This window comes from Agarivorans sp. Z349TD_8 (genome assembly GCF_050870825.2).
Lineage (GTDB): Bacteria > Pseudomonadota > Gammaproteobacteria > Enterobacterales > Celerinatantimonadaceae > Agarivorans.
This window is the reverse complement of record NZ_CP194037.2, coordinates 24,417-49,991: the sequence shown is the minus strand read 5'-3', so window position 1 is coordinate 49,991 and position 25,575 is coordinate 24,417. Positions and strand designations below refer to the sequence as shown.

At 47.4% G+C, this 25,575-nt stretch carries 21 protein-coding genes, 2 tRNA genes and 3 rRNA genes; 9 read left to right on the top strand and 17 right to left on the bottom strand.

The features are described 5' to 3' along the window. The first annotated feature begins 141 nt into the window (after nucleotides 1–141). The 4 genes from ACRRS1_RS00225 (at nucleotide 142) to ACRRS1_RS00210 (ending at nucleotide 4,193) form a co-directional block, all read left to right on the top strand. Complete coding sequence (locus tag ACRRS1_RS00225) at nucleotides 142–1,167, top strand: GGDEF domain-containing protein (RefSeq protein ID WP_432460567.1); 1,026 nt, start codon at nucleotides 142–144, stop codon at nucleotides 1,165–1,167. 375 nt (nucleotides 1,168–1,542) lie between these two features. Further along, entirely contained in the window at nucleotides 1,543–2,382 is an 840-nt protein-coding gene (locus ACRRS1_RS00220) for a hypothetical protein (protein WP_432468640.1), read from the top strand. Nucleotides 2,383–2,393: 11 nt separating this feature from the next. Continuing rightward, complete coding sequence (locus ACRRS1_RS00215) at nucleotides 2,394–3,413, top strand: Gfo/Idh/MocA family oxidoreductase (protein ID WP_432468642.1); 1,020 nt, start codon at nucleotides 2,394–2,396, stop codon at nucleotides 3,411–3,413. 63 nt (nucleotides 3,414–3,476) lie between these two features. Further along, a complete protein-coding gene (locus ACRRS1_RS00210; RefSeq protein WP_432455216.1) occupies nucleotides 3,477–4,193 on the top strand; it encodes a sulfite exporter TauE/SafE family protein in 717 nt (238 codons plus the stop codon). A 39-nt stretch (nucleotides 4,194–4,232) separates the two neighbouring features. Here the strand turns inward: ACRRS1_RS00210 and ACRRS1_RS00205 are convergent, their stop codons facing one another. The 4 genes from ACRRS1_RS00205 to ACRRS1_RS00190 form a co-directional block, all read right to left on the bottom strand. After that, complete coding sequence (locus ACRRS1_RS00205; protein WP_432455217.1) at nucleotides 4,233–4,547, bottom strand: DUF3301 domain-containing protein; 315 nt, start codon at nucleotides 4,545–4,547, stop codon at nucleotides 4,233–4,235. A gap of 75 nt (nucleotides 4,548–4,622) precedes the next feature. Continuing rightward, nucleotides 4,623–5,042 carry a secondary thiamine-phosphate synthase enzyme YjbQ gene (locus ACRRS1_RS00200; RefSeq protein ID WP_432460564.1) on the bottom strand — a complete coding sequence of 140 codons (420 nt, stop codon included), beginning with the start codon at nucleotides 5,040–5,042 and terminating at the stop codon, nucleotides 4,623–4,625. A 292-nt stretch (nucleotides 5,043–5,334) separates the two neighbouring features. Next, nucleotides 5,335–6,927: a GMC family oxidoreductase N-terminal domain-containing protein gene (locus ACRRS1_RS00195; RefSeq protein ID WP_432468643.1), complete on the bottom strand. Its 1,593-nt coding sequence runs from the start codon at nucleotides 6,925–6,927 to the stop codon at nucleotides 5,335–5,337. Next, complete coding sequence (locus ACRRS1_RS00190; RefSeq protein WP_432460563.1) at nucleotides 6,920–7,450, bottom strand: twin-arginine translocation signal domain-containing protein; 531 nt, start codon at nucleotides 7,448–7,450, stop codon at nucleotides 6,920–6,922. The genes ACRRS1_RS00195 and ACRRS1_RS00190 overlap by 8 nt, the downstream gene beginning before the upstream one ends. Nucleotides 7,451–7,778: 328 nt before the next feature. Here ACRRS1_RS00190 and ACRRS1_RS00185 point away from each other — a divergent pair, with 328 nt between their 5' ends. Next, nucleotides 7,779–8,417 carry a TetR family transcriptional regulator gene (locus ACRRS1_RS00185; RefSeq protein WP_432468644.1) on the top strand — a complete coding sequence of 213 codons (639 nt, stop codon included), beginning with the start codon at nucleotides 7,779–7,781 and terminating at the stop codon, nucleotides 8,415–8,417. A gap of 107 nt (nucleotides 8,418–8,524) precedes the next feature. Here the strand turns inward: ACRRS1_RS00185 and ACRRS1_RS00180 are convergent, their stop codons facing one another. Continuing rightward, nucleotides 8,525–9,433, bottom strand: a complete 909-nt coding sequence (locus tag ACRRS1_RS00180; protein ID WP_432464125.1) for a LysR substrate-binding domain-containing protein — start codon at nucleotides 9,431–9,433, stop codon at nucleotides 8,525–8,527. A gap of 114 nt (nucleotides 9,434–9,547) precedes the next feature. On the opposite strand from ACRRS1_RS00180, the gene ACRRS1_RS00175 reads away from it, so the two are divergent. After that, nucleotides 9,548–10,438, top strand: a complete 891-nt coding sequence (locus ACRRS1_RS00175; RefSeq protein WP_432455223.1) for a DMT family transporter — start codon at nucleotides 9,548–9,550, stop codon at nucleotides 10,436–10,438. On the opposite strand, the gene ACRRS1_RS00170 is transcribed toward ACRRS1_RS00175, so the two are convergent. The 3 genes from ACRRS1_RS00170 to ACRRS1_RS00160 all read right to left on the bottom strand — a co-directional run bounded on the left by ACRRS1_RS00170 (nucleotide 10,406) and on the right by ACRRS1_RS00160 (nucleotide 11,540). Next, the gene (locus ACRRS1_RS00170; RefSeq protein WP_432455224.1) at nucleotides 10,406–10,702 is read right to left on the bottom strand and encodes a GIY-YIG nuclease family protein; all 297 of its coding nucleotides are present in this window, start codon (nucleotides 10,700–10,702) and stop codon (nucleotides 10,406–10,408) included. The two genes, ACRRS1_RS00175 and ACRRS1_RS00170, sit on opposite strands and share 33 nt — an antisense overlap. A gap of 107 nt (nucleotides 10,703–10,809) precedes the next feature. After that, the gene (locus ACRRS1_RS00165; RefSeq protein ID WP_432455225.1) at nucleotides 10,810–11,148 is read right to left on the bottom strand and encodes an MGMT family protein; all 339 of its coding nucleotides are present in this window, start codon (nucleotides 11,146–11,148) and stop codon (nucleotides 10,810–10,812) included. Next, nucleotides 11,133–11,540, bottom strand: a complete 408-nt coding sequence (locus ACRRS1_RS00160; protein WP_432455226.1) for an SMI1/KNR4 family protein — start codon at nucleotides 11,538–11,540, stop codon at nucleotides 11,133–11,135. Before ACRRS1_RS00160 ends, ACRRS1_RS00165 begins: the two co-directional genes overlap by 16 nt. Before the next feature lie 91 nt (nucleotides 11,541–11,631). Between ACRRS1_RS00160 and ACRRS1_RS00155 the strand changes: the two genes are divergently transcribed. Then, entirely contained in the window at nucleotides 11,632–12,288 is a 657-nt protein-coding gene (locus ACRRS1_RS00155; protein WP_432468646.1) for an alpha/beta hydrolase, read from the top strand. A gap of 10 nt (nucleotides 12,289–12,298) precedes the next feature. Here the strand turns inward: ACRRS1_RS00155 and ACRRS1_RS00150 are convergent, their stop codons facing one another. Beyond that, complete coding sequence (locus tag ACRRS1_RS00150; protein WP_432455228.1) at nucleotides 12,299–13,228, bottom strand: LysR family transcriptional regulator; 930 nt, start codon at nucleotides 13,226–13,228, stop codon at nucleotides 12,299–12,301. A gap of 106 nt (nucleotides 13,229–13,334) precedes the next feature. On the opposite strand from ACRRS1_RS00150, the gene ACRRS1_RS00145 reads away from it, so the two are divergent. Both ACRRS1_RS00145 and ACRRS1_RS00140 read left to right on the top strand, forming a co-directional pair. Further along, the gene (locus ACRRS1_RS00145; protein WP_432468648.1) at nucleotides 13,335–14,678 is read left to right on the top strand and encodes an aspartate aminotransferase family protein; all 1,344 of its coding nucleotides are present in this window, start codon (nucleotides 13,335–13,337) and stop codon (nucleotides 14,676–14,678) included. Between the two features lie 19 nt (nucleotides 14,679–14,697). Further along, a complete protein-coding gene (locus tag ACRRS1_RS00140; RefSeq protein ID WP_432455230.1) occupies nucleotides 14,698–16,188 on the top strand; it encodes a CoA-acylating methylmalonate-semialdehyde dehydrogenase in 1,491 nt (496 codons plus the stop codon). A 56-nt stretch (nucleotides 16,189–16,244) separates the two neighbouring features. Here ACRRS1_RS00140 and pssA read toward each other — a convergent pair whose 3' ends face one another. The 8 genes from pssA to ACRRS1_RS00100 all read right to left on the bottom strand — a co-directional run bounded on the left by pssA (nucleotide 16,245) and on the right by ACRRS1_RS00100 (nucleotide 25,522). Then, nucleotides 16,245–17,594, bottom strand: a complete 1,350-nt coding sequence (gene pssA, locus ACRRS1_RS00135; protein WP_432468650.1) for a CDP-diacylglycerol--serine O-phosphatidyltransferase — start codon at nucleotides 17,592–17,594, stop codon at nucleotides 16,245–16,247. Between the two features lie 347 nt (nucleotides 17,595–17,941). After that, nucleotides 17,942–18,057, bottom strand: a 5S ribosomal RNA gene (rrf, locus tag ACRRS1_RS00130). A gap of 110 nt (nucleotides 18,058–18,167) precedes the next feature. Then, nucleotides 18,168–21,055: ribosomal RNA gene (locus ACRRS1_RS00125) — 23S ribosomal RNA — on the bottom strand. Nucleotides 21,056–21,290: 235 nt separating this feature from the next. Next, nucleotides 21,291–21,366, bottom strand: a tRNA-Ala gene (locus ACRRS1_RS00120). A 23-nt stretch (nucleotides 21,367–21,389) separates the two neighbouring features. After that, nucleotides 21,390–21,466, bottom strand: a tRNA-Ile gene (locus tag ACRRS1_RS00115). Between the two features lie 75 nt (nucleotides 21,467–21,541). Beyond that, nucleotides 21,542–23,084, bottom strand: a 16S ribosomal RNA gene (locus ACRRS1_RS00110). The 16S, 23S and 5S rRNA genes sit together here with 2 tRNA genes alongside, the layout of an rRNA operon. Nucleotides 23,085–23,516: 432 nt before the next feature. Beyond that, nucleotides 23,517–24,062, bottom strand: coding sequence for a menaquinone-dependent protoporphyrinogen IX dehydrogenase (gene hemG / locus ACRRS1_RS00105; RefSeq protein ID WP_432468652.1), 546 nt, complete (start codon nucleotides 24,060–24,062; stop codon nucleotides 23,517–23,519). A gap of 2 nt (nucleotides 24,063–24,064) precedes the next feature. Continuing rightward, nucleotides 24,065–25,522: a TrkH family potassium uptake protein gene (locus ACRRS1_RS00100; protein WP_432455233.1), complete on the bottom strand. Its 1,458-nt coding sequence runs from the start codon at nucleotides 25,520–25,522 to the stop codon at nucleotides 24,065–24,067. Nucleotides 25,523–25,575: the final 53 nt, after the last annotated feature.

The following is a 25,575-nucleotide window of genomic DNA, read 5'->3' as shown; positions in this document are numbered from 1 at the left end:
TAAATCACAATTATTGCTAATCAAATCACCTATAGTTGATCAGTAAATCAGTTATCATAGCCTTGGGTTTGGGTATGTTGCACTCTCCGTTACATTTCGCAATCACCAAACAGGGACAGTCTCAATATCGATGGAACTCTTATGAGCCAAAAACTATTTAAGAAAGCGACTCTAAATTTAAAGAAAGCTGTACCACTGATGATGAAGTATCAGATCCCGGCCACCCCCAACAATTATGCCTTGTGGTATCTGTATGTCGATGACCAAAATCCTGAACTAAATGCCGCTATTGATGAAATAATTAGTGAATATGACACAGTCCCCACCACCAATAGCCAAGTGTTATATCAAAACCATATTGCCAGCCAAGATCAATTAAATATCGAGAGCATGCGTCTTAACTTGGAAGCTATGGCTACCGAATTATCGCAAACCATGCTTGATACCGGCAGTGATGCGAGTACTTTTCAGTCCAATATCGACCGTAACTTTGCCAAACTCAATCGTATTGAAGAAGATGGCGTTCCCTTAGAGCAAGTACTCGGATTAGTTCGTAACTTAGTCGAGGATGCAGCCAATATTCGTCAAAGTACCAATTTCTTTAATTCGCAATTGGGTAAAGCCAAGGCTGAAATAGAAAACTTAAAAAGCAAACTAAAAGAAACCGAAAAAGAAGCGCTCTACGACGCCCTCACTGGCGCTTTAAATCGTCGAGCCTTCGATACCGATTTTAAGCAACTATACGATACGACTCCGCAGGGACTCTGCATCATTTTAGCCGATATCGATCACTTCAAGGCCTTTAATGATAGTTACGGACACATTCTCGGTGACCAAGTTTTAAGAGTCGTGACCAAACGGATCCAAGAGGCCTGTAGAGACGGGGCTAAAGCCTATCGTATCGGCGGCGAAGAGTTTGCAATTCTCTGTCCGAAATCGAATATACGCTCGGCCAGGCAATTAGCCGAATCAGTCCGTCGCGCGATAGAAAAGCTTAGCCTTAAAGATCGCCGATCCCACCAGCGCATCGACAACATCACCTGCTCCTTTGGTGTTGCTGAATATAACCCTATTAGTAAATCACAGGCGATTGTCGAGTCTGCCGATGCGCAACTCTACGAAGCAAAACGCTTAGGCCGAAATCGAGTAATGCCGATCGTCAGTTAAAATCCCGAGATACGGTGAACTCATCGACCAACAGTCACAAACTCGAAACGGCGGTAAACGCCATTTTATACTGACTAACTTATGCTGGTCGGCTGGTTGTTCCAGCCCAGAATTCTGTTCAGAACTGCTCATGTTGCGTTCCTCATTCATGCCATTAAAGCTATCCGTAGGCTGCAACAATCCTATAAAAACACCATGAATTTTTGATGAACAATTTACTAACGCCTCAGCAAACGGCATAGTTGTGGCTACTCCACAATCCAAGAGTTAATTGCGACACCATGATTCAGCGAATGGCGCTCAAGCCTCGACCAAACGGCCAATTTTTGGCAACTCAAGCGGTAGCTCATTCCCTCTGCATTCACGAGGATGCCAATGCTTAAAGTAATCGCCCTTATCGCCCTATTAATGTTCGGTACACTCGCTGGATTAGTGCTATTTCCACCGCCAAGCAGTGACTTCCAACACAGTCCTTTAGCCGATGAAACACTTAAACCAGAACTAAAAGCCGAGTTAACGGGGATCCCTAATGCCGCCAGCTTGCTCTGGCAAACAGAGAAACAACAGTGGCTCATTGGCACGCTTGCCCCACAAACCGTCATGGTGAACGGCTCCGCTCAATTGGCTTATCTCAATCCCCAACTCAAGCGCGCAGAACTGGTACCACTCCCCACCAGCGGAGACATTGCAGACCTAACCATGATTGATCAACACTTACTGGCAATTTCTGCGGATGGACGTTTGCTATTCTTTAGCCAAGCCGGCGAACAGTGGAAGTTTATCGATAAACGGAAGTGGCTCAAGGGCGGACTGATCCATAAAACGGCAGGCGTGATATGGGACTCCCAAGCCAAGCAATTGTATAGTTGCGAGCGAGAAGGCTTAAAACGTTGTTATCGCGGCAACCGCGAGGGCCAACAAGCAAGCTCATTTGACTTAGTGATGGCAGATCCGAATCAACAACAAAGCCTACAAGAATACCAATTGGGCAGTATGGCTTGGCATCAAGGCAACTGGTATATACTGAGTCCTCGCTTTAGCAGTCTATTAAAAGTTGACCAGCAAAGCGGTCAAGTCCTCAAGATATCAGCGCTAGCACAGCCAGACACGGCCCAAGCGATTGCCAGTAATGGCAAACAATTATGGTTACTCAGCGTCACACGCCAGCAACCTGACCGGGTTAAACTCTCAACCATTCCTTTGTCTACCCCCTAACAGGAGCGGTCATGTTAAACGTTGCTATCATTGGTTTTGGTTTATCGGGGCGAGTATTTCACGCCCCGCTCATTCAAGCTTGTCCACAACTTAAGCTGTTCGCGATTGCCAGCTCGCAGCAGGCCTCGATTACTGAGCGCTACCCGCATGTTCTGTGTCTTGATCCGCAACAGGTCATCGACCACCCTGAAGTCGACATTGTAGTGATAGCCAGCCCGAATTCGGTACATGCTGAACAAGCAGAACAGGCCATGTTGGCAGGTAAACACGTGATTGTCGAAAAGCCACTGGCGCTGAATAGCCAACAATGCTTGCGTTTGCAACAAGTCGCCCAACAGACAGGAAAGTACTTAAGTGTATTTCACAATCGCCGTTGGGATAGTGACTTTCTCACCATTCAAGGCCTCATCAAGCAACAACGCTTGGGGAAATTACATAGCTATAGCGCCCATTTTCACCGCTATCGGCCAGTTGTGAAAACCCGCTGGAAAGAACTCAACCCTCAGGGTGGCGGTGTTTTATATGACTTAGGTGCCCACCTGATTGATCAAGCACTGTGTTTGTTTGGCCCCCCCCAACAACTATGGGCTCATCTTGCCATGCAACGCCCTGGAGCTAAGAGTGTCGACAGCTTTGACTTACATTTAATCTATCCCGAGTTAAAGGTGCAGTTAAGCTGCAACTCTTTAATGCTTGAACCAGGCCCTCGCTTTCAGTTACATGGCGATCGAGGCTCCTACGCAAAGTGGGGAATGGATCCGCAAGCACAACAACTAACGGTGGGACTGTCACCGAAGGCGCAACACTTTGGCAAAGACTCAAATCGTAGCGAAATTCATCTCGCCAACCAAGCCACCGTGCATCAAAGCTTAAGCAAAGGCAATTATCCGGCCTTTTATGATAACTTTGCCGCCGCAGTGCTTCATGGTGAACCGCTGGCCATTAGCGCTCAACAAGCCAGTGATGTGATTCGAGTAATAGAACTCGCCACCCTGAGCCACCAGCAGCAACAACGATGCAACTTCAACTAAACCCATCGAGAAATCGCTCACGGGCTAAGCCCTGTTAGCCCAATATCAATAAGGAATACTTTGGTGATTACCCTGCTGGCCTGCCTACTGATCTTTATCGGTTCGTTGGTCCAATACACAATTGGCTTTGGCTTGGCGGTGATTGCCGCGCCATTACTATTTCAGCTCTCGCCCATCTATGTACCCGGTCCGGTGGTGATTGTTGCGCTGGTGATCTCCATCTTCAGCGCCGTCGAGCATCGCAGCAGCATCTCATTGAATGGCTTAAAAGCAGCCATACTCGGTCGGATCCCTGGCACAATTGCCGGTGGCGCTTTACTCTATTGGGCAGACTTGGCCAGCTTAAGCTTTTGGTTAGGTTTATCGGTACTGATCGCGGTGGCTATCAGTTTATTACCAGTGCGCCTCGCCCCGACTCCGAAGCGCATGGCGATCGCAGGTTTTATGTCTGGATTTATGGGCACCAGCAGTTCCATTGGTGGGCCGCCCATGGCATTGTTACTGCAGCATCAACAAGCAGGCTATTTGCGCGCAAACTTATCAGCATTTTTTGTGGTGAGCTGTTTATTATCACTGCTAGTACAAGTGCCTATCGGTTATATGTCGCTGCAACACTTACAAGCCAGTTTACCCTTAATTCCGGCGGCTTTAGCGGGCGTTTGGTGTGGCAGGCGCTACGGTAAACGACTGCCACAGCGATGGATGCGCAGCTTCTCACTAACGCTATGTGCGATATCGGGTGGTTCCGCACTACTCAGCTACTTTTTAAGTGCTCATTAGTACAGCAGCAAATATATTCAACTGTAGGGTCAACCTTTACTAATGTAAGGGTTCGAAGGATTCATCAATCCGATAGGCTGGTAAATCAAACTTATATTGGCTACCAGCCATGATCAACAAGGCCTGATAACGGCTCTCTCCGGTCGAAGAAAATTCAAATTGGTAGCAGCGGCACCAGCGCCAATGGCCAGCTATTTTTTGCGGTTTTTCTTGTTTAAAATTGAGATCGAGTAGCTGCAAATCAAGCTGCTGACATTTTTGCTTAATCAAATGTTGCGCACGCTCGGCGTCTTTACGGCGACGCCAAAAAAACAACACGATGGCCATAAAAATAAAGATCGCTAATAAGTCCATCGCACCATCTTCAGTTTGAGGAATGAACAAGATGTCGAGGAGGGTAACTCAGCACGTTGGAGTTCTTTACTCAGCTTATTCACCGTTGATCGTCACCACAATTTGCCGACGACCGCCTTGCTCACGATGTTCGCCTAAATAAATACCTTGCCAAATACCTAAGTTAAGCTCTCCGGAGCTGAGCGGCAAGGTGAGTTCGCAGCCTAATAAGCTACTTTTTATATGTGCAGGCATATCATCGGGACCTTCATAAGTATGCTGATAATAGCCCGCATTCTCAATCACCATATGATTAAAATGAGCTTCTATATCATGCCGCACACTGGGATCGGCATTCTCATTCAAGCTTAAACTCGCACTGGTATGTTGTAACAAGAAATGACACAGCCCCACATTAAACTGCTTTAATTCTGGTAGCTGTAATAGTAACTCTTCGGTAATTAAGTGAAAGCCACGAGGCCGAGCCTTAAGTCTTACCAAACGTTGTAACCACATTAAATAAGGCCTTTAGTCTATGTTCTAGAACGTATTTCAAGTATAGCTGTCTGTCTCCTTGATACTGGGCAGCGCGAGGGCCAAAACAGGCAACCTACACACGCTTGAATCGATAAACAAATTAAACAGCATTCGATTAACATCCCTAGACTAACAGTGGGCGCTTAAGTTTGTAAATACACTAACTCTGCTTATCTTTCTCAATTACGATGACCACCGCAGGTTTATAGTTTATTCAGGTGGTACCGAGCAGTGGTTTAAGAGAAACAAGCATAGACCAAGCGCCCACCATTCAGGGCACACTCAGCGCAAGCTTGGCGGCAAGTCGCTGACTATTCCGCAATGCTAAGGCATAGATCGTAAGCTGAGGATTTGCACCTAAACTGGTTGGAAAAACCGAACCGTCGATCACAGTCAAGCCAGCCAAGAGACGAAAATTGCCATCTTCATCAACCACCGACGATGCCGCTTCCCCCCCCATTGCACATCCCCCCATCACGTGTGCCGATGCCAAACGAGTGGCCAATGGCTGCATGGCCAATTGCTTGATAAACGACTGGGCCTCAGTCCAACTGTTCAGTTGCCGACTTTGTTCGTGTAAGGGGTAAACCTGTTTAGCCCCGGCGGCAAATTGTAACTCAGCGATACTCAGCAGCGCTCGCCTAGCACCATCCCACAGGTAATCACTCAGATGATAATCCAGCATCGGGCTAGCATCGTCTCGCAGCTTAACCTGCCCACCGTGACTTTGTTCATGAAAGCCATCCCGCAACAATCCAATCGTCACTTGTAGATGATTCATTTGTTGCATCATTTCACTATGAAAGCGGCCAAAGCCGGTCAGTTTGGTGGCCAATAAAATCGGATGAACCGGTGGCACTTCCAATTTGTAACCACAGCGCCCTTCGACACCATCACGCCATACAAAGTGATCGGAATATACGGACTGTGGCGCACCTTGATGACTTAATACAGGCTGTTCGAATAAGGCTCCACTGATCACACTCGGATGTAAAAACGTGCGTTTACCGATCAATTGATTCGGATCAGGCACCTTTGAGCGCAACAATATCGCTGGCGAACCAATAGCACCAGCTGCTAGGATCACGTGTCGCGCATTCACTTTAATTTCGATTTGCCTTGGACATTGCTGTTGATCTAAGGCTTGTAAGCTTGCACCCCGCACCCGTTGTTGCTTAATATTTAAGCTTTCTACCCGAAATCGGCTTAGTAAACTGGCCCCTAGATTAAGCGCTGCAGGGATGGTGGTCACCAGCATCGACTGTTTTGCATTAGTCGGGCACCCCATCCCACAGTACCCCAAATTCCAGCACTGCCTGACATTCCGCGGAACCGCTTTATGAGACCAACCAAGCGCCTCACAGCCCTTGGCTAACAGCGCATTATTGGCATTATTGGCCAACCAGGGACGGATCCCTAACTGCTGCTCAACCTGTTCAAAATAGGGCTGTAAATTCTCGGATGTTAACTGACGAATGCCCCAACGCCGCTGCCAATGCAGTAACGTGGATTCCGGGGTTCGCAGCGAAGTCGTCCAATTTACGGTAGTGGACCCCCCAACACAGCGTCCCTGAAAAATGCTAATCGCTTTATCTTTGGTTTTACGAGCGGCAGATTCCTGATAGAGATCGGGATAGGCTTGACGCTCTTGCATTTTAAAATCTTGGCTCGTTTTTAGCGGTCCCTCATCAACCAAAATAACCTTGAAGCCCGCTTCTGCGATAACCTGAGCGCTAATCCCACCACCAGCACCACTGCCAATGATCAACACATCACAATCCAATTGACGATTATCTTGCAAACTTGCCCCATCAAGATGTGACCATCCGTCGGCAAGCCCTTCGACAATCCAATCTTTAATCATGAAACAGTCCCTTCACTTGGGCTGGTAATTGATAAGCCAACAGAGGCCAAACCTCGGGGTCGCCATAACAGGCCGCCATGATCAGCTCATGTAAGCCTTGATAAGTCTGGCGTAATAGCTGCAAATAATGCATCTGCCAGGTCCTCAACAAGACTATTTTTTGCTGAGTGCTGAGTTCACTAAGCTGACTACTTCCAGCACTGAGTAATAACCATCCGCCCCGCGACTGTAATAAGTCCAACAGTTGGCGTAATTCAGCCCGACTATGCGCAGCCAATCCACTGATCGCAACATCAACATTATTTAAAATACGCAGCATCGCGAGGTCATCCTGGTCACTAAATTGCCCCTGCACAAACACAGGGATCAACGCCAGCAGGATCTGTTGATGCTGCGCCGATAACGCGAGTTGGGGATTGGCTTGGTAGCGTAAGGGATAACTAGCAAATAACCACTGGCCACCGCCTGCCATCGCCGCGATGGCTGTAGCACCTTGCAAAAATTGTCGCCGAGAAATACTCACCCTCGCTCCCAATCAATCATCATTTCACCTTGAACTCAGATCAACAAAATAAGATACCATGAGTAACTTAGATAGCAGTTACTAAATAGTTTGGCAAGTTTCTATGGGTAACTTATTCTTAGACTGTAAACAAAATCGCAAAACACTACCTAATCAGGCGCTTGCTTGTGCGCGACTCACACTTGTCGCAGCGAGTACAACACAGACCTAAAAGATAGTGTTTGGGTAAGCGGCAGCTGCTTTTCTCTGCCGTCGTTAAAATGCATGGTTAACAAAGTTAAATTAGCAACAAAAGCGTAAGCCATGTAAAGGTGAAAGGAACCAACACTTGATAAAAAATGATGTAAATACCAGCATAAGAAAGCGCGCAATTAGTCCCGAACAAAAACAACAGCGTCGCCAACAGATCTTAGCCTCCGCCAAACAAGCCCTCACGGAGCATGGTTACGATCAGGTGGTGTTAAGCCACTTAGCCGAACAACTACAGTTATCGAAACCGGCGCTATATCGCTACTTTAAGAACAAAGAAAGTCTGTTTATGGCACTGTATTTAGACGAGGCAGCGCAGTTACTGCTTGCTATCCAACGCCTCGCCAACCACCCCTTACAAGCACGAGTTCTCGCTGAAACCATCGCCGCCAGACCGAGTTTTTGCTATCTCTCTGCAATTTTGCATACCGTATTAGAAAAGCAACAGAATATTGAACAAGCCATCGCCTTTAAACGCGAGCTGAAGCGACTGGCTGAACAACTCTGCCAATTATTTCAGCACTGGTCGCCACAACTCAACCAGCAGCAGGCACTCACCAAGGTCATGTTCCTATACCAAAGTATCATTGGCTGTTGGCATACCAGCCACCCCTCGGCCACCATGCAACAAGTATTAAGAAATGATGAATTTGCGATATTGCGGCTGAATTTTGTGGATAGCCTGAGCCTATTGCTGGTCAAACTATTAATGGATTAGTGCGAGCATGACTGTTTTGGAAAAAATATCACCCTCATCGGTGCCCTGAAAGAATCATGGATTGATCACAGAATTGTATAGCGAGCCAGTGTTGGATTGACGCCCCGTTAAACCTCTAACGGACTCGCGGCAGTTTCAATCAACCAAGAGGCCACTTGTTTTAACTCTTGTTCTCTGCCACGCGCCTGCTTGTAAGATAAATAGAAATGATAACCGGTCTCTACCCCACCAAACGGCAAGTCAACTAACTTACCCGCTCGTATATCCTGCTCCACCATAAAGTCACTCACCAAAGCGATACCTTGGCCACTTTCTGCGGCTTCCAAGGCCAGAACTTGATGGCTGAAGCTATGAAAAATTTGTTTCTTAGGCAGCTGTAAACCAAGCCCCTTAGACCAAACCATCCAGTCTGCGCCTGGCTCGCTGATTTCATCATCTAAGTCGCTAGATAATAAAGGGAAATTCAATAAATCTTGACGCCAATTTTGATGACCGACTTCTTGATATAGAGCTGGCGAACAAACCGCCACCAATCGCTCTTTATGCAATAGATGGCTGATATAACCCTTCACGTTTTTCGCTAGACAGATAAACAAATCACCAGTTTTACTCGATAACACCGGTTCTTCGGTAATCATTTGCAAACGTAAATCAATTTCGGGATGACGAGCACGAAAGCTGGGTAACAGCGGCACCAGACGCTTCAGCGCGAAGGAACTATAGGTGGTTAAACGCAATTGCGCGATCCCCTCTCCTTTTACCTGTCGGGTAATCTGACTGAGTTCATTTAGAATCCGTTCCACCTCAACGGAGTAGCTACGTCCGGCCTCGGTTAATTGTAGTTGGCGACCAACTTTTTCAAATAACAATTCTCCCAAATAGTCTTCAAGCAATCTTAAGCGATGACTCACCGCACTTTGACTAATGCCCAATTCGTCGCCAGCCTTAGCGACATGATGATGGCGAGCCACGGCGTCGAAAGCAACCAATGCATTAAGTGGAGGAAGAGTTCGCATACAATCCATGAATAATTTTCATCAATAGTAGATTATTATCATTTTTTTAATGCTTAACAAGTCTTTAGACTGTTTTATTCCAGCTTAATTTATTCGTGCATCACAGAGGCCCACTTGAAGCTTAATCCCACCTTAATTGCTATCATTATTTTGATTACCGCCAATCAGATCGCGGTATTTTCAGATGCCTTTATGAAAGTGGCGGGCGAGCAAGCCTCGGTGTTCGAAATATTACTTTATCGGCAAATCAGCACCCTGATACTGTTGTTACCTGCTTTTTTACTGACCAAACACAAGCGTCCAGAAAAACCACTGGTCCACTTCTTTCGCGGTTACCTCTGGTTAGCGGGTTCAGGATTGATGGTTGTCGCCTTGGTCGCGCTCCCTTTAGCAACTGCCAATGCCTTATTCTACGCGGCTCCGATTATGATGTTACCACTTGGCATGTGGCTCCACCGAAGCCAAGTCAATCGCGCCCAAATATTCGCCGCCAGTATCGGCTTTATTGGAGTATTGGTGATTATTCGCCCTTCAGAGTTTAACTGGGGGGCCATTGCGGCGCTGGGGACAGCCCTCACTTTGGCCTTAAGTAACCTCACCGTAAAATACATTCCAAAAAAGGAGTCGGTGGTTACCAGTTTATTTTGGACCAACTTAATGGTGCTGCCCACGACAGTGGCACTGGCATGGCCAACGCTTACTGGAATGAACTGGTCAATATTCTGGCTCGCAGGCGCGAGTAGCTTATTTATTCTATTTTTACACGCAGGATCTATTTTTGCCTACAAAACTGCAGAGGCCAATACCATTGCCAGTTCAGAATACACAGGCCTGATTGGCGCTGCCGTGGTCGGCTGGGTAAGTTTTTCAGAAATGCCTGATGCCCTCACCTGGCTGGGTGCAGCGATGATTATTTTACCCTTAATATTGATTGGTAAGCGAAGCTTGCGCCAAAACAGAAACCGGCCGTCGTTAAAGCAAGCTGCGCCAGTCGAATTGACCTAATAAGAGCTGTTCTTTTTGCGCCTTACTTAATTGCTTAATTTTATATTCCAAACGCATTGCTTGTTGCTTACTGGCAAGGCCTTGCTGAAACTCTAAGTTGAGCGGACCTTTCCCACGTAACGCCTTGGCACCCTTCGAACTTCCCGATTGATGCTCGGCAAAGCGTCGAGCCACATCGGTACTGACACCAGTATATAATTGATTGTGTTTGGTTCTAAGAATGTACAAGTACCATTGGCTGACGACTGTCGCTTGCTTGGTCATTGGCTTATTCCCACTCTCCTCGACCCCCAACAGAATTGGCGGATTGGCGCAATCATCGAAATACCGATGGTTTGTGATACCCATTGGCATCGAACAAACCGTAAATACTAATCACCAAGCCATAAATACTGCTTCAAAGGTACCCGCTGATGACGAAAAACAATCCCTTCCTCCTGAAGTCGCTGACGTTGCTTTTGATATTTAGCCGAGCCCTCAGGAAACGAGATCAGACCTTGAGCATTAATCACCCGATGCCAAGGCAGCGATGAGCCCTCGGGGAGCTGCTTTAGGCAGCGTCCGACAGCTCTAGCCATGCGAGGGTAGCCGGCCATGGCTGCAACGCCACCGTAAGTCGCCACTTTACCGCTTGGGATATGTGCAATCACCAACCAAAACTTCTCCAGATAGGGAGGGGGAGATGACTGCTGCGCTAACTTTGCATCCATACTTCCATCGCCCAATCCCAAATGCTATCCCATTCAGGAACCAAGTCTTCCGCAGCCTGGCCTTGCCAATAACCCACTTCCCCCTCCTGACTAATGAAGTAAAAGTTATCTCCATTTTGACAAATGGGAATAAATTCGCGGGGTAAACCCATGTTCCAAGCTGTCGCAGCCACCTCTGGCAAATAGGTATGCAGGTAAGGATCGCTAATCGTGACTGGTTCTAAGCTGCCATAAATCACATCGCTCACAGTCAGTTGAAAAGCCCGCAAATCGCTGGGCATCGGGATCAAAATCAACTCCTCCACTTCCACCAACTGACTGTCGCTAGGGAGTTCACTTGGATAAGCGCCAGACTGGTCTGCGGCTCTTATTTCATCAATTAATTCTTGCATACTTGTCTCTCTCAGCCATTTCAATACAATGCCTGTTCGCTAAATTGTTGCTCAGCTTAATAGAACTCTTTCATTCAGCAAAGGACTATCCATGCCAAATTCGGCTACCATCACGATTGAACCACCTCACCCGGCAACCCACTGCCTCATTTGGCTACATGGTTTAGGTGCAGGCCCCGAAGATTTTGCGCCCTTAGCAAAGCATTTTAAATTCAGCGAATCCATCGCGCTGCGCTATATTTTTCCGGCCGCGCCATTACGCCCATTAACCGTGCATCAAGGCTATCAACTCTCGGCTTGGTACGATATTTTAGCGATGCAGCCGCAGCGCATCATCAATCAGCAGCATCTACAAGAGGTGAGCCAGCAGCTTCAGCTTTTAATCGAGCAGCAAATGAACCAAGGGATCGCCAGCCAAAACATTGTGATTGCAGGCTTTTCGCAAGGCGGTGCAGTGGCTTATCAGCTGGCGTTAAACTTTCCTCAAGCACTGGGCGGATTGTTGTGTATGTCGACTTATTTACTCCCTGCCAGCCTCCCCAGCACTCAACAACAAACTAACTTAGACATATTGATCCAACATGGCCGCCAAGATGATGTGGTTGTTCCGGCTCTGGGTGAACAGGCTCATCAGCAACTGCTGCAACAGCAATATAATGCAACACTGGAATACTATGAAATGGCGCATAGTGTTTCCCCGAGCCAAATAAAGGCAATTAATCAGTGGCTCACCCAGCGCCTTCAGTAAAAGTAGCGGCTTAGCTGGACAGATGAACCTGAGTTAAGCACTCGATAAAGCAAGCCAAAATACGCGAAGGTTTTGGGGAGACACGTGTCACCGCTAAAAATGGACAGTGATAACTGAACTGCTCCCCACCCAGTGGCCGAATTAAGCCCTGTTCAATGAAGCTACGTGCATAGTGTTCCGGCAAATATGCCAAGTAACTGCCCGACAACAATAAAGTGGCAATTGCCTCCTGGTCATAAGCGGTGGCATGACGCTGAAAACCAAAACGTTGTGAAGTATCCATATTGGGCGAGTGATGTCCTAATCCAGCATATTTTTGTCCAACAATTTCCTCGGGACCAATGGTAATGTCACTGCGTGAAAATAGTGGATGATGATAACCGCAATAAAGCGACATCCGTTCATCAAACAAAAATTGATAATTGAGGCTCGCTGACTGACGTTGCCCCGGCACTACCCCCAAATGAAAGCGCCCCTCAATCACGCCACTTTCGATCACCGATAAGGTTTCAACATAAAGATCAAGCGTGACTTTAGGTGCTCGCTGGTCAAATAACTGCAAGGCTTGTGATATTTTTGCCTGCTGGTTAGTCACCGTTTTATCAAACAAAGCAATCGCCAGATTACCCGTCATATCTCTATGTAAACTTTGTACGTCAGCCCGAAACTCGTCTAAAGCGCCCATTAAGCGTAAACTGGACTGATAGACGTGCTGCCCTTCTGGGCTTAAAACAAAACCTGCTCGCCCACGCTGACAAAGATTCACCCCAAGGCGAATTTCTAAATCTTTCACGTGACGGCTAATCGTAGAACGACCAATATTAAGCTCCACCTCGGCAGCCGATATCCCCCCACACTCCACCACCACCCGAAATACTTTGAGTAGTCGTAAATCAATATCGCTTAATTGTCCAAGTCGCTGCTGCATAATGTTTCGCATTTATGAAACTTTAGATTGAAAGATACACATTTATGCAACTCAAATCTAGCGATAAGCTGCTTCAAAATATTTAGTCCATCTCAAACATATTATGAGGGAGTCAGCTATGGCGCATCATGAAGAGTTAAGTGTTAGCCAGAACCAACTGGATTGCCATTGGATGGCATATAGTGCCAATCGCCAATTTAAAAAGGACCCACGGATCATTACCCATGCCAAGGGTAATTACTATTTTGCTGACGATGGCCGCAAGATTTTTGATGGTCTATCAGGTTTATGGACTTGTGGCTTGGGTCATGGTCGCCAAGAGATCGTCGATGCGATTAGCCATCAAGCTTCTCGGCTCGATTACTCGCCAGCCTTTCAGTTTGGCCACCCGGGGTCATTTCAACTGGCGGAGAAAATCACCGAATTTATGCCTGAAGGACTAAATCGGATATTTTTTACTGGCTCGGGTTCAGAATCAGCTGATACCTCTTTAAAAATTGCGCGCGCCTATTGGCGTAAAAAAGGACTCGCGGGTAAAACCAAGCTGATTGGCCGCGGTAAAGGCTATCATGGCGTCAACTATGGTGGGCTTTCGGTTGGAGGGATCGCGCCAAATCGCGCACTATTTGGCAGCGGCCTCGACGTTGCCCATATGCGCTCTACTGTCTTGCCAGAAAATGTCTTCTGCAAGGGGCAACCTCAACAAGGCGCCGAGCTTGCCAATGATTTACTGGACTTGATCGCGGTTCATGATGCCTCAACCATCGCTGCCGTAATTGTTGAACCCATGGCAGGCAGTGCAGGCGTCATCCCCCCACCCGTCGGTTACTTACAACGCTTACGTGAAATTTGCGACCAACACCAAATTTTGCTGATTTTTGATGAGGTCATTTGTGCCTTCGGTCGCCTCGGTTATAAAACCGGAGCAGAAGCTTGCGGGGTAACACCAGACATGATCAATATGGCCAAGCAGCTTACCAATGGAGTAATTCCCATGGGAGCGGTCGCCTGTAAACAAGAAATTTACGATACCTTTATGGAAACTGGTGGCCCAGACTACATGCTAGAACTGCCACACGGTTATACTTATTCGGCACACCCGATCGCCTGTGCCGCAGGTTTGGCTTCGCTGGATTTATTACAACGAGACAACATGTTTGAACGCGTCCGTGAAATGTCCCCGGTACTGGAACATGCCGCGCATCAACTCGCGAGCCTAGCGCTGGTGACCGATGTTCGCAATATGGGCATGGCTGTTGGGCTTAGTATTGCCCACGCTCCCGGTGAACCCGCGCTCAACCCATATTTAATCGCACAATCGATGTGGAAGCAGGGCTATTATGTCCGCTATGGCGGCGATACCATACAAATTGCGCCTCCTTTTACGGTCAGCAAAGAAGAAATCGACAGCTTATTTAACGCCTTAGGCGATACTATTCATCAATTGACAGGCCAAGCCTAGTCACACAAGGAAATCTTACATGTCTATTATTGGTCACTTAATTAATGGTAAAACCCAGTCAGAATATACTCGCTTACAAGATGTTTATAATCCTTCGACTGGCGAAGTAGCGAGTCAAGTCGCACTCGCACCAAAAGCCACAGTGGAGCAAGCGATCGCAGCCGCTGAAGCCGCTTTTCCAGCTTGGCGTAATACGCCTGTAGCCAAACGTTGCCAAATTATGTTTCGCTATAAGACCTTACTCGAACAACATGCAGACAAGATCTGCGAATTAGTCGGCAAAGAACACGGTAAAATCGTGCATGATGCAAAAGGCGAACTGGCTCGCGGGATTGAATGTGTTGAATATGCCTGTGGCGCACCAGAGCTACTCAAAGGTGAACATTCTCGCAATGTTGGTCCTAATATCGACTCTTGGAGTGAATTCCAAGCACTCGGTGTTGTGGCTGGTATAACCCCATTTAATTTCCCAATGATGGTGCCAATGTGGATGTTCCCTATGGCGCTGATGTGTGGCAATACCTTTGTATTAAAGCCTTCGGAACGCGATCCATCCGTCACCTTATTCATTGCCGAATTACTACACGAAGCAGGCTTACCAGCTGGTGTATTCAATGTCGTGAATGGCGATAAAGAAGCGGTTGATACACTATTAAGCGACCCACGAGTTGCCGCGGTAAGCTTTGTCGGTTCAACCCCAATTGCTGAATACATTTACAGTACTGCGACTGCAAATGGAAAACGCTGCCAAGCCCTTGGCGGGGCAAAAAATCACGCAATCGTAATGCCTGATGCTGATCTAGAGAATGCCGTGAACTCTTTGTTAGGGGCTGCATTTGGTTCTTCAGGCGAACGCTGTATGGCCTTATCGGTAGCAGTTGCTGTGGGCGATGAAGTCGCAGACAAGTTAGTGGCAGGGCTATCCGAAGCAATGCAAGGTTTGAAAGTCGGCGCATATTCTGACCAAGAAAATGACTTTGGCCCATTAATCACCGAGCAACAACGCGATAAAGTACAGATGTATATTAGCAGCGCAGAAGCAGCAGGGGCCACCGTAGTAGTTGATGGCCGTAACCCACAGGTGAGTGGTTATCCAAAAGGCTTCTTTGTTGGGGGGACTCTGATCGACCACGTAACCACCGCCATGCAAGCCTATCAAGAAGAGATCTTTGGACCTGTATTATGTGTGGTGCGAGTTGATGACATGCAACAAGCCATGGACTTAATTAATGCACATGAATACGGAAACGGGACTTGCTTATATACCCGTGACGGTGAAGCGGCACGCTATTTCTCGGACAACATTCAAGTAGGAATGGTCGGGATTAACGTTCCACTGCCCGTTCCTGTGTCATATCACAGCTTTGGGGGCTGGAAACGTTCATTGTTTGGTGATTTACATGCCTATGGCCCAGATTCCGTGCGGTTTTATACCAAACGTAAAACCATCACTCAACGCTGGCCTTCTTCATCGATAAGAGAAGGTGTTAACTTTTCTTTCCCTAGTTAAGCGCTGACACCCAACGCTTTTTATGTAATGCCCAGCATCTTGCTGGGCATTGTTATTTATAAGATTTGTTTGAGTAGGCTGTCGGCTTTCACCCGGCCAATTCGTTTCAGCAAACGTTTGACTGGTTTCGGGTAATCATTAAGCGACTCGATATCTGCCAGTGTAGTAATTGGCTGAGTATGTTGCAGAATATTGTGTAGTTCTTGCTGACGCTGATGTTCGAGTAAAGCATGTGGATCATCCACTAACAAGCCATTCTCTAAGTCCAGATTCCAAGCTCTAGGATTCAGATTATTACCAGTGAGCAAGGCATATCGTTGATCGACCCATAATCCTTTCAAATGAAAGCTATTGTTAGCATGTTGCCAAACGTTCACGGTCAGCTGTCCACTCGCCAAAAAGGCTTGCTTGCCCTTAATAAAATTACGGAGCGTTACTTCATACAGATAAGGCAAAGCGTGGATCACCTTAAAATTTTCGCTAGGCTCACTATAAAAGTCACTGGCTGTTTTATCACCCACAATCAAGTGCACTCGCACCCCGCGACTAAGCGCCTTAGCAACTTCACGACGCAGACTACGGGGAGGATTAAAATACGGCGTACAAATAGTAAGCTGTTGTTTAGCCTTAGACATTAATAGCTTAATGGTTTTATTTAATAAGTTGCGTCGCCGACCCAAACCGATGAGTGGAGTAATTCCAAGTTGCTGCGCATTTAGTTGTTGAGCGTGAAATTGGTACTGTTGCCGCTGTAAAGACAAGCGTAAACGCCTGATCGACGATTTAAGCGACCGAGTTGAGGCTGGATTGGCTACCGATAAACTCGTCACCGCACGAGTCGCCAGTAGTACTTGTTCTAAATATTCAACCATCGCATTTGCGAGATCTGAGTTACCAATTAATTGGTAACGATCGAAACGATAACGCTGCTGCTGAGCTAAATAGATATCGTTAATACTGGCACCACTATAAATGATCGTATCGTCGATGATACTTCCCTTCAGATGTAATACCCCGAATAGCTCTCGATTGCTTACAGGTACCCCCGAAATCTCAATTAAGCCGGGATACTTAGCAGCGTACTCCCGATACATTGCCGCATTACCTTGAGCCTGTTGTTCACCAATTAAACCGCGTTGTGCACGATGCCAATCAACCAACACCTTAATCTGCAGTTCCGGTCGTTGCTGCTTTGCCTGATATAAGGCATCCATCACTGAGCGCCCCGCCAAGTCATCTTCCAAATATAAAGCCACAATATAAATTCGAGAACGAGCCTGAGAGATTAACTGCAGCAATCTGATGCGGTAGTCTTCGGCGCTAAATAAAGTCATAAATTGACTCGGATCTTGAGCAATTTGAGGCAATGAGCGAAGCGAACGATTACGAGTAAAACGTGGGGTCATTTATATTTTTCTTGATAAAAAGCAACATGCAAGCCCTATTGTACCAAAGGATTTAGCGAGTCACTAAAAATCACATGCAGCAAATATAAAAATGGTGATACGAACACGCATAAACGCTTCGACTTCGGCCTAAAAACGCACACATTTTCGAAGCGTCCCATCCTGCTCACGAATAAAACCTTCGCGTTAACTGCGCGATGCAGCATTGCTAAATCCCAGACATAAAAAAAGCCTATCCGTAAAGATAGGCTTTCTCTCAATAGGCGCCTGGCAATATCCAGCCTACTTTCACATGGCAATTTCAGACATAAAAAAACCCAGCACATAGCTGGGTTTTTAAAATAGGCGCCTGGCAGTGACCTACTTTCACATGGGGAGACCCCACACTATCATCGGCGCAGTTGCGTTTCACTTCTGAGTTCGGCATGGGTTCAGGTGGTTCCACAACGCTATTGCCACCAGGCAAAAACTTGTTGTCTTTAACATTCGAAAAAACTGATATATCCCACGAGCATAACAAGCACTCTTGGTTCTAAAATAAAGTATCTATAAGCAACACCCTTTAGGTGTTGTATGGTTAAGCCTCACGGGTAATTAGTACAAGTTAGCTCAATGCCTCACAGCACTTACACACCTTGCCTATCAACGTTGTAGTCTCCAACGGCCCTTCAGAGGACTTAAAGTCCTAGTGAGAATTAATCTCAAGGCCTGCTTCCCGCTTAGATGCTTTCAGCGGTTATCAGTTCCGAACGTAGCTACTGGGCAATGCTATTGGCATAACAACCCAAACACCAGCGGTTCGTCCACTCCGGTCCTCTCGTACTAGGAGCAGCTCCCTTCAATTCTCAAACGCCCACGGCAGATAGGGACCGAACTGTCTCACGACGTTCTAAACCCAGCTCGCGTACCACTTTAAATGGCGAACAGCCATACCCTTGGGACCGACTTCAGCCCCAGGATGTGATGAGCCGACATCGAGGTGCCAAACACCGCCGTCGATATGAACTCTTGGGCGGTATCAGCCTGTTATCCCCGGAGTACCTTTTATCCGTTGAGCGATGGCCCTTCCATACAGAACCACCGGATCACTATGACCTACTTTCGTACCTGCTCGACGTGTCTGTCTCGCAGTTAAGCTGGCTTATGCCATTGCACTAACCGTACGATGTCCGACCGTACTTAGCCAACCTTCGTGCTCCTCCGTTACTCTTTGGGAGGAGACCGCCCCAGTCAAACTACCCACCAGACACTGTCCGCATCCCGGATAACGGGACAACGTTAGAACATCAACACTACAAGGGTGGTATTTCAAGGTCGGCTCCACATCATCTAGCGACAACGCTTCAAAGCCTCCCACCTATCCTACACATGTAGGGTCAATGTTCAGTGTCAAGCTGTAGTAAAGGTTCACGGGGTCTTTCCGTCTAGCCGCGGGTACACCGCATCTTCACGGCAATTTCAATTTCACTGAGTCTCGGGTGGAGACAGCTTGGCCATCATTACGCCATTCGTGCAGGTCGGAACTTACCCGACAAGGAATTTCGCTACCTTAGGACCGTTATAGTTACGGCCGCCGTTTACCGGGGCTTCGATCAATAGCTTCGCTTGCGCTAACCACATCAATTAACCTTCCGGCACCGGGCAGGCGTCACACCGTATACGTCATCTTTCGATTTAGCACAGTGCTGTGTTTTTAATAAACAGTTGCAGCCAACTGGTATCTGCGACTGCCGTCAGCTCAGGGAGCAAGTCCCATCACCAACAGCAGCGTACCTTCTCCCGAAGTTACGGTACCATTTTGCCTAGTTCCTTCACCCGAGTTCTCTCAAGCGCCTTGGTATTCTCTACCCAACCACCTGTGTCGGTTTGGGGTACGGTTTCGTATAATCTGAAGCTTAGAGACTTTTCCTGGAAGCAGGGCATCAACCACTTCATCACCTTAGTGACTCGTCATCAATCCTCAGCCTTAGACACCCGGATTTTCCTAAGTGTCCAGCCTACAACCTTAAACGCGGACAACCAAACGCCGCGCTGGCCTAGCCTTCTCCGTCCTCCCATCGCAATTATACGAAGTACAGGAATATTAACCTGTTTCCCATCGACTACACTTTTCAGTCTCGCCTTAGGGGCCGACTCACCCTGCTCTGATTAACATTGAACAGGAAACCTTGGTCTTTCGGCGAGGGGGCTTTTCACCCCCTTTATCGTTACTCATGTCAACATTCGCACTTCTGATACCTCCAGCAATCCTTACGAATCACCTTCAACGGCTTACAGAACGCTCCTCTACCGCACTTGCAAAGCAAGTACCCGTAGCTTCGGTGCATAGCTTAGCCCCGTTACATCTTCCGCGCAGGCCGACTCGACCAGTGAGCTATTACGCTTTCTTTAAATGATGGCTGCTTCTAAGCCAACATCCTGGCTGTCTAAGCCTTCCCACATCGTTTCCCACTTAGCTATGACTTTGGGACCTTAGCTGACGGTCTGGGTTGTTTCCCTTTTCACGACGGACGTTAGCACCCGCCGTGTGTCTCCCGGATAGTACTTAGTGGTATTCGGAGTTTGCAAAGGGTTGGTAAGTCGGGATGACCCCCTAGCCTTAACAGTGCTCTACCCCCACTAGTATTCGTCCGAGGCGCTACCTAAATAGCTTTCGAGGAGAACCAGCTATCTCCCGGTTTGATTGGCCTTTCACCCCCAGCCACAAGTCATCCGCTAATTTTTCAACATTAGTCGGTTCGGTCCTCCAATTGGTGTTACCCAATCTTCAACCTGCCCATGGCTAGATCACCGGGTTTCGGGTCTAATCCCAGCAACTATGCGCGCAGTTAACACTCGGTTTCCCTACGGCTCCGCTATTCGCTTAACCTTGCTACTGAAATTAAGTCGTTGACCCATTATACAAAAGGTACGCAGTCACCCCACAAAGAGGCTCCCACTGCTTGTACGTATACGGTTTCAGGTTCTATTTCACTCCCCTCACAGGGGTTCTTTTCGCCTTTCCCTCACGGTACTGGTTCACTATCGGTCAGTCAGGAGTATTTAGCCTTGGAGGATGGTCCCCCCATATTCAGACAACATATCACGTGTGCCGTCCTACTCGTTTTCACTTCAAATCACCTTTCGTGTACGGGGCTATCACCCGCTACGGCCAAACTTTCCAGCTTGTTCCACTAAATTATAAGAAGCTTAAGGGCTAATCCGGGTTCGCTCGCCGCTACTACCAGAATCTCGGTTGATTTCTTTTCCTCCGGGTACTTAGATGTTTCAGTTCCCCGGGTTCGCCTCGTAACGCTATGTATTCACGTTACGATACTGCATAAAATGCAGTGGGTTTCCCCATTCGGAAATCCATGTCTATTGCGTCTTTTATCGACTCAACATGGCTTATCGCAGATTAACACGTCCTTCATCGCCTCTGACTGCCAAGGCATCCACCGTATACGCTTAGTCACTTAACCATACAACACCTAAATGTTGTCGCTTAAATCACTTGAATGGTCAGGCTGTATAAATCCTGCCACTCGAGTACGATCACCTTATTTTTTTGAATACCAAAAACACTTGTTATTTAACTCGTATTTTTGAGATATTTTTTATCAGCTTTTCCAAATTGTTAAAGAGCATTGGTTCACAAAAAAACCAAAGCTAAATGGCCATCTTTTGGCGACTTATCTTTGGTTTTTAGGTAAGAAGTGGTGGAGCTATGCGGGATCGAACCGCAGACCTCCTGCGTGCAAGGCAGGCGCTCTCCCAGCTGAGCTATAGCCCCATTTCTTACTAAAAGTTGCACCTTGGTAGGTCTGGGCAGACTTGAACTGCCGACCTCACCCTTATCAGGGGTGCGCTCTAACCAGCTGAGCTACAGACCTAAACAGGTGTCAACTTCTCTCTACTTTCTATCAAGCAATCTGTGTGAACACTTCACAAAACATAAACGTTCATAATAAGGAGGTGATCCAGCCCCAGGTTCCCCTAGGGCTACCTTGTTACGACTTCACCCCAGTCATGAACCACAAAGTGGTGAGCGTCCTCCCGAAGGTTAAACTACCCACTTCTTTTGCAGCCCACTCCCATGGTGTGACGGGCGGTGTGTACAAGGCCCGGGAACGTATTCACCGTGGCATTCTGATCCACGATTACTAGCGATTCCGACTTCACGGAGTCGAGTTGCAGACTCCGATCCGGACTACGACATGCTTTCTGGGGTCCGCTTGCTCTCGCGAGTTCGCATCCCTCTGTACATGCCATTGTAGCACGTGTGTAGCCCTGCCCGTAAGGGCCATGATGACTTGACGTCGTCCCCACCTTCCTCCGGTTTATCACCGGCAGTCTCCCTAGAGTTCCCACCATCACGTGCTGGCAAATAAGGATAAGGGTTGCGCTCGTTGCGGGACTTAACCCAACATCTCACGACACGAGCTGACGACAGCCATGCAGCACCTGTATCTAAGCTCCCGAAGGCACCAATCCATCTCTGGAAAGTTCTTAGTATGTCAAGGGCAGGTAAGGTTCTTCGCGTTGCATCGAATTAAACCACATGCTCCACCGCTTGTGCGGGCCCCCGTCAATTCATTTGAGTTTTAACCTTGCGGCCGTACTCCCCAGGCGGTCTACTTAATGCGTTAGCTGCGTTACCCACGGGTTAAACCCACAGACAACTAGTAGACATCGTTTACGGCGTGGACTACCAGGGTATCTAATCCTGTTTGCTCCCCACGCTTTCGTACATGAGCGTCAGTTTTTGTCCAGGTGGCCGCCTTCGCCACTGGTATTCCTTCAGATCTCTACGCATTTCACCGCTACACCTGAAATTCTACCACCCTCTACAAAACTCTAGCTTCCCAGTTCCAAATGCCATTCCCAGGTTGAGCCCGGGGATTTCACATCTGGCTTAAAAAGCCGCCTGCGTACGCTTTACGCCCAGTAATTCCGATTAACGCTCGGACCCTCCGTATTACCGCGGCTGCTGGCACGGAGTTAGCCGGTCCTTCTTCTGTCGCTAACGTCAAACAATATACGTATTAAGCATATTGCCTTCCTCACAACTGAAAGTGCTTTACAACCCGAAGGCCTTCTTCACACACGCGGCATGGCTGCATCAGGCTTTCGCCCATTGTGCAATATTCCCCACTGCTGCCTCCCGTAGGAGTCTGGGCCGTGTCTCAGTCCCAGTGTGGCTGATCATCCTCTCAAACCAGCTAGGGATCGTCGCCTTGGTGAGCCATTACCCCACCAACTAGCTAATCCCACTTGGGCTAATCTCTACGCGAAAGGCTCCGAAGAGTCCCCTCCTTTGGTCCGAAGACATTATGCGGTATTAGCAGTCGTTTCCAACTGTTGTCCCCCACGTAAAGGCATATTCCCAAGCATTACTCACCCGTCCGCCGCTCGTCATCTTCTAGCAAGCTAGAAATGTTACCGCTCGACTTGCATGTGTTAAGCCTGCCGCCAGCGTTCAATCTGAGCCATGATCAAACTCTTCAATCAAAGTTTTTTCGCTCAAAGTAAATACTGAAATTATTACTGTTAAAACAGTGTGTCACTCCAGTCCACTTAAGCTAATTTTTTTCGCTTAGTGCTCTGTGAGTGCTCACACAGATTGCTTGATAAATTGTTAAAGAGCGTTGCTTCTTGCGAAGCGAGGTGCGCATTCTACGCCATCCTCGGTGACTGTCAACCGCTTTTTTCAATCTTTTCCGAAGAACTTTTCTAAGGAAAGTTTGAAGCGTTTAACCGTCGCTGATAAAGCCTCAGGCCTTACCAACCCTGACCGCTTGCTGCTGCGCTATTGCGTGCTGCCCGCCGTGTCAGTGGAGTCGCATTATAGGGATCCGCGCTTACGGTGCAAGCCTTTTTTGAAGAAAATCACAGTTTTTTGTTTAACTGCTCAAAGCTTATACAGGTGCTTACAAAAAACCATCAACTTGCGCTTTTATTACTCAGCTTGCCAAACAAAATGGAGAATTGATTAACCTTTGCCCAATCGGTTAACTCTATATCTTGACTGGTATCGGTACTGCCACCCGTTATTTTCATGATCAACTGGATAATGAGAGTCTGCCACCAGTTATAACGTGAATAAAGCAGCGCGCCAGCAAATATCGCCTGCAAATTTGGCATCCAAGCGGCATTGTGATTTAGCTTCTGCATATAGACGCTGGTTTCCGGACTACTCTTTTCTGGTTTACGAGCCGTTAGACATACACCAAAAAAAGCCACCGGCATTTTTGCCAGCGACTTTTGATAGGTCGCCAGATATTCAAACAACTGCGGACGAAACTTACCATAACGGATTGAGGCACCAATCAGAACCTTGGTGTATTGACTGAGATCTGGCCAGCTTGTCCTCTGGTCAAGTGAGACATAGTCGACCTGAACATCTGGCTCGGCTTGTTGGGCAACGATATGCTGAGCAATTTTTAAGGTTTGACCCTCACAACTTGAATATAACACCAATAATTTCATGACTAACTTTTCCAAAAAACTGGAGTGAATAGTACTAATAAGGTAAACACTTCTAAGCGACCAAATAACATAGCAATCAACAATACCCACTTACTGGCATCGGTAATATCTGAGTAGTGTACCGCGACTTGACCCAGACCAGGGCCTAAGTTATTCAAACAGGCGACCACCGCTGAAAACGCCGATAACTCGTCCATCCCCGCCGCTATCAATGACAACATACAGATCACAAACACGAGGGCATAGGCAGAAAAGAATCCCCAGACCGCTTCTAATACTCGGTCAGGAAGCGCCTTATTGGCCAATTTAATTTGGTAGACCGCACGAGGATGTACCAAACGCTTTAACTCACGCATGCCTTGTAAACTCAATAAGAAAACCCGAATCACTTTGAGTCCCCCGCCAGTAGAACCCGCACAGCCACCAATGAAGCTAGAAAAAACTAATAACACAGGTAGGAACAGCGGCCACTCAGAGAAACTAGTGGTGGTAAACCCAGCGGTTGTAGAAATAGAGACCGATTGAACAAAAGCTTGGTCTAAGGCAAATGCTGCTGAATCATAAACTTGTTGACCCAGTAACACTGCAAAACACACTAAAGTTAAACAAATTTGTATAAAGAAGAAGGCGCGGCATTCGGGATCGAGAAAATAGTATTTAAAAGTAATGCTTCTACTGTTGATGGCCGCAAAATGCAGCGAGAAGTTAATCCCCGAGATAATTAAAAATACCGCACAGATGGTATTAATTAAGGCGCTGTCAAAATGCCCTAAACTAGCATCATACGTAGAAAACCCACCAATCGCGATAGTTGAAAAAGCATGACAAACGGCATCAAATATTGACATTCCGGCCAGCCAGAATGCGACCCCACAACTCACCGTTAAAAATAAATAGATATACCAAAGCACCTTGGCGGTCTCGGCGATCCGTGGGGTCATTTTTTTATCTTTGACTGGACCAGGAATTTCCGCGCGGTAAAGCTGCATTCCTCCAACACCGAGGATCGGCAAAACAGCCACTGCCAAAACGATGATCCCCATCCCTCCTAACCATTGCAGCATTTGCCGGTAAAACAAAATCGCTTTCGGCAAATATTCAATCCCGACAATAACTGTCGCGCCGGTGGTCGTGAGCCCAGAAAACGATTCAAAGAAAGAATCGGTGATACTCATATTTGGCTGTTCGGACAAGATAAAAGGTAAGGCCGCAACACTCCCCAACACCGTCCAAAACAACACAACAATTAGAAAGCCTTCTTTAGCCTTTAGCTCTGTTTTTTGTTGCCGCTGTGGAAACCATAATAGAAACCCAGCGCTAATACAGATAGCAAAAGCAGCCATAAAGGCTTTACCGGCACCGTCTTTATATACCGCAGCGACAACGGCCGGAATAATCATGGTGAGGCTAAATAGCATCACAAGTAATCCGACGATCCTAACTATCGCCCTGATTTGCATCGGTATTGTTTCTCTTATTAGATTGAGATAATGCTGTATATCTTGAAGTAAAG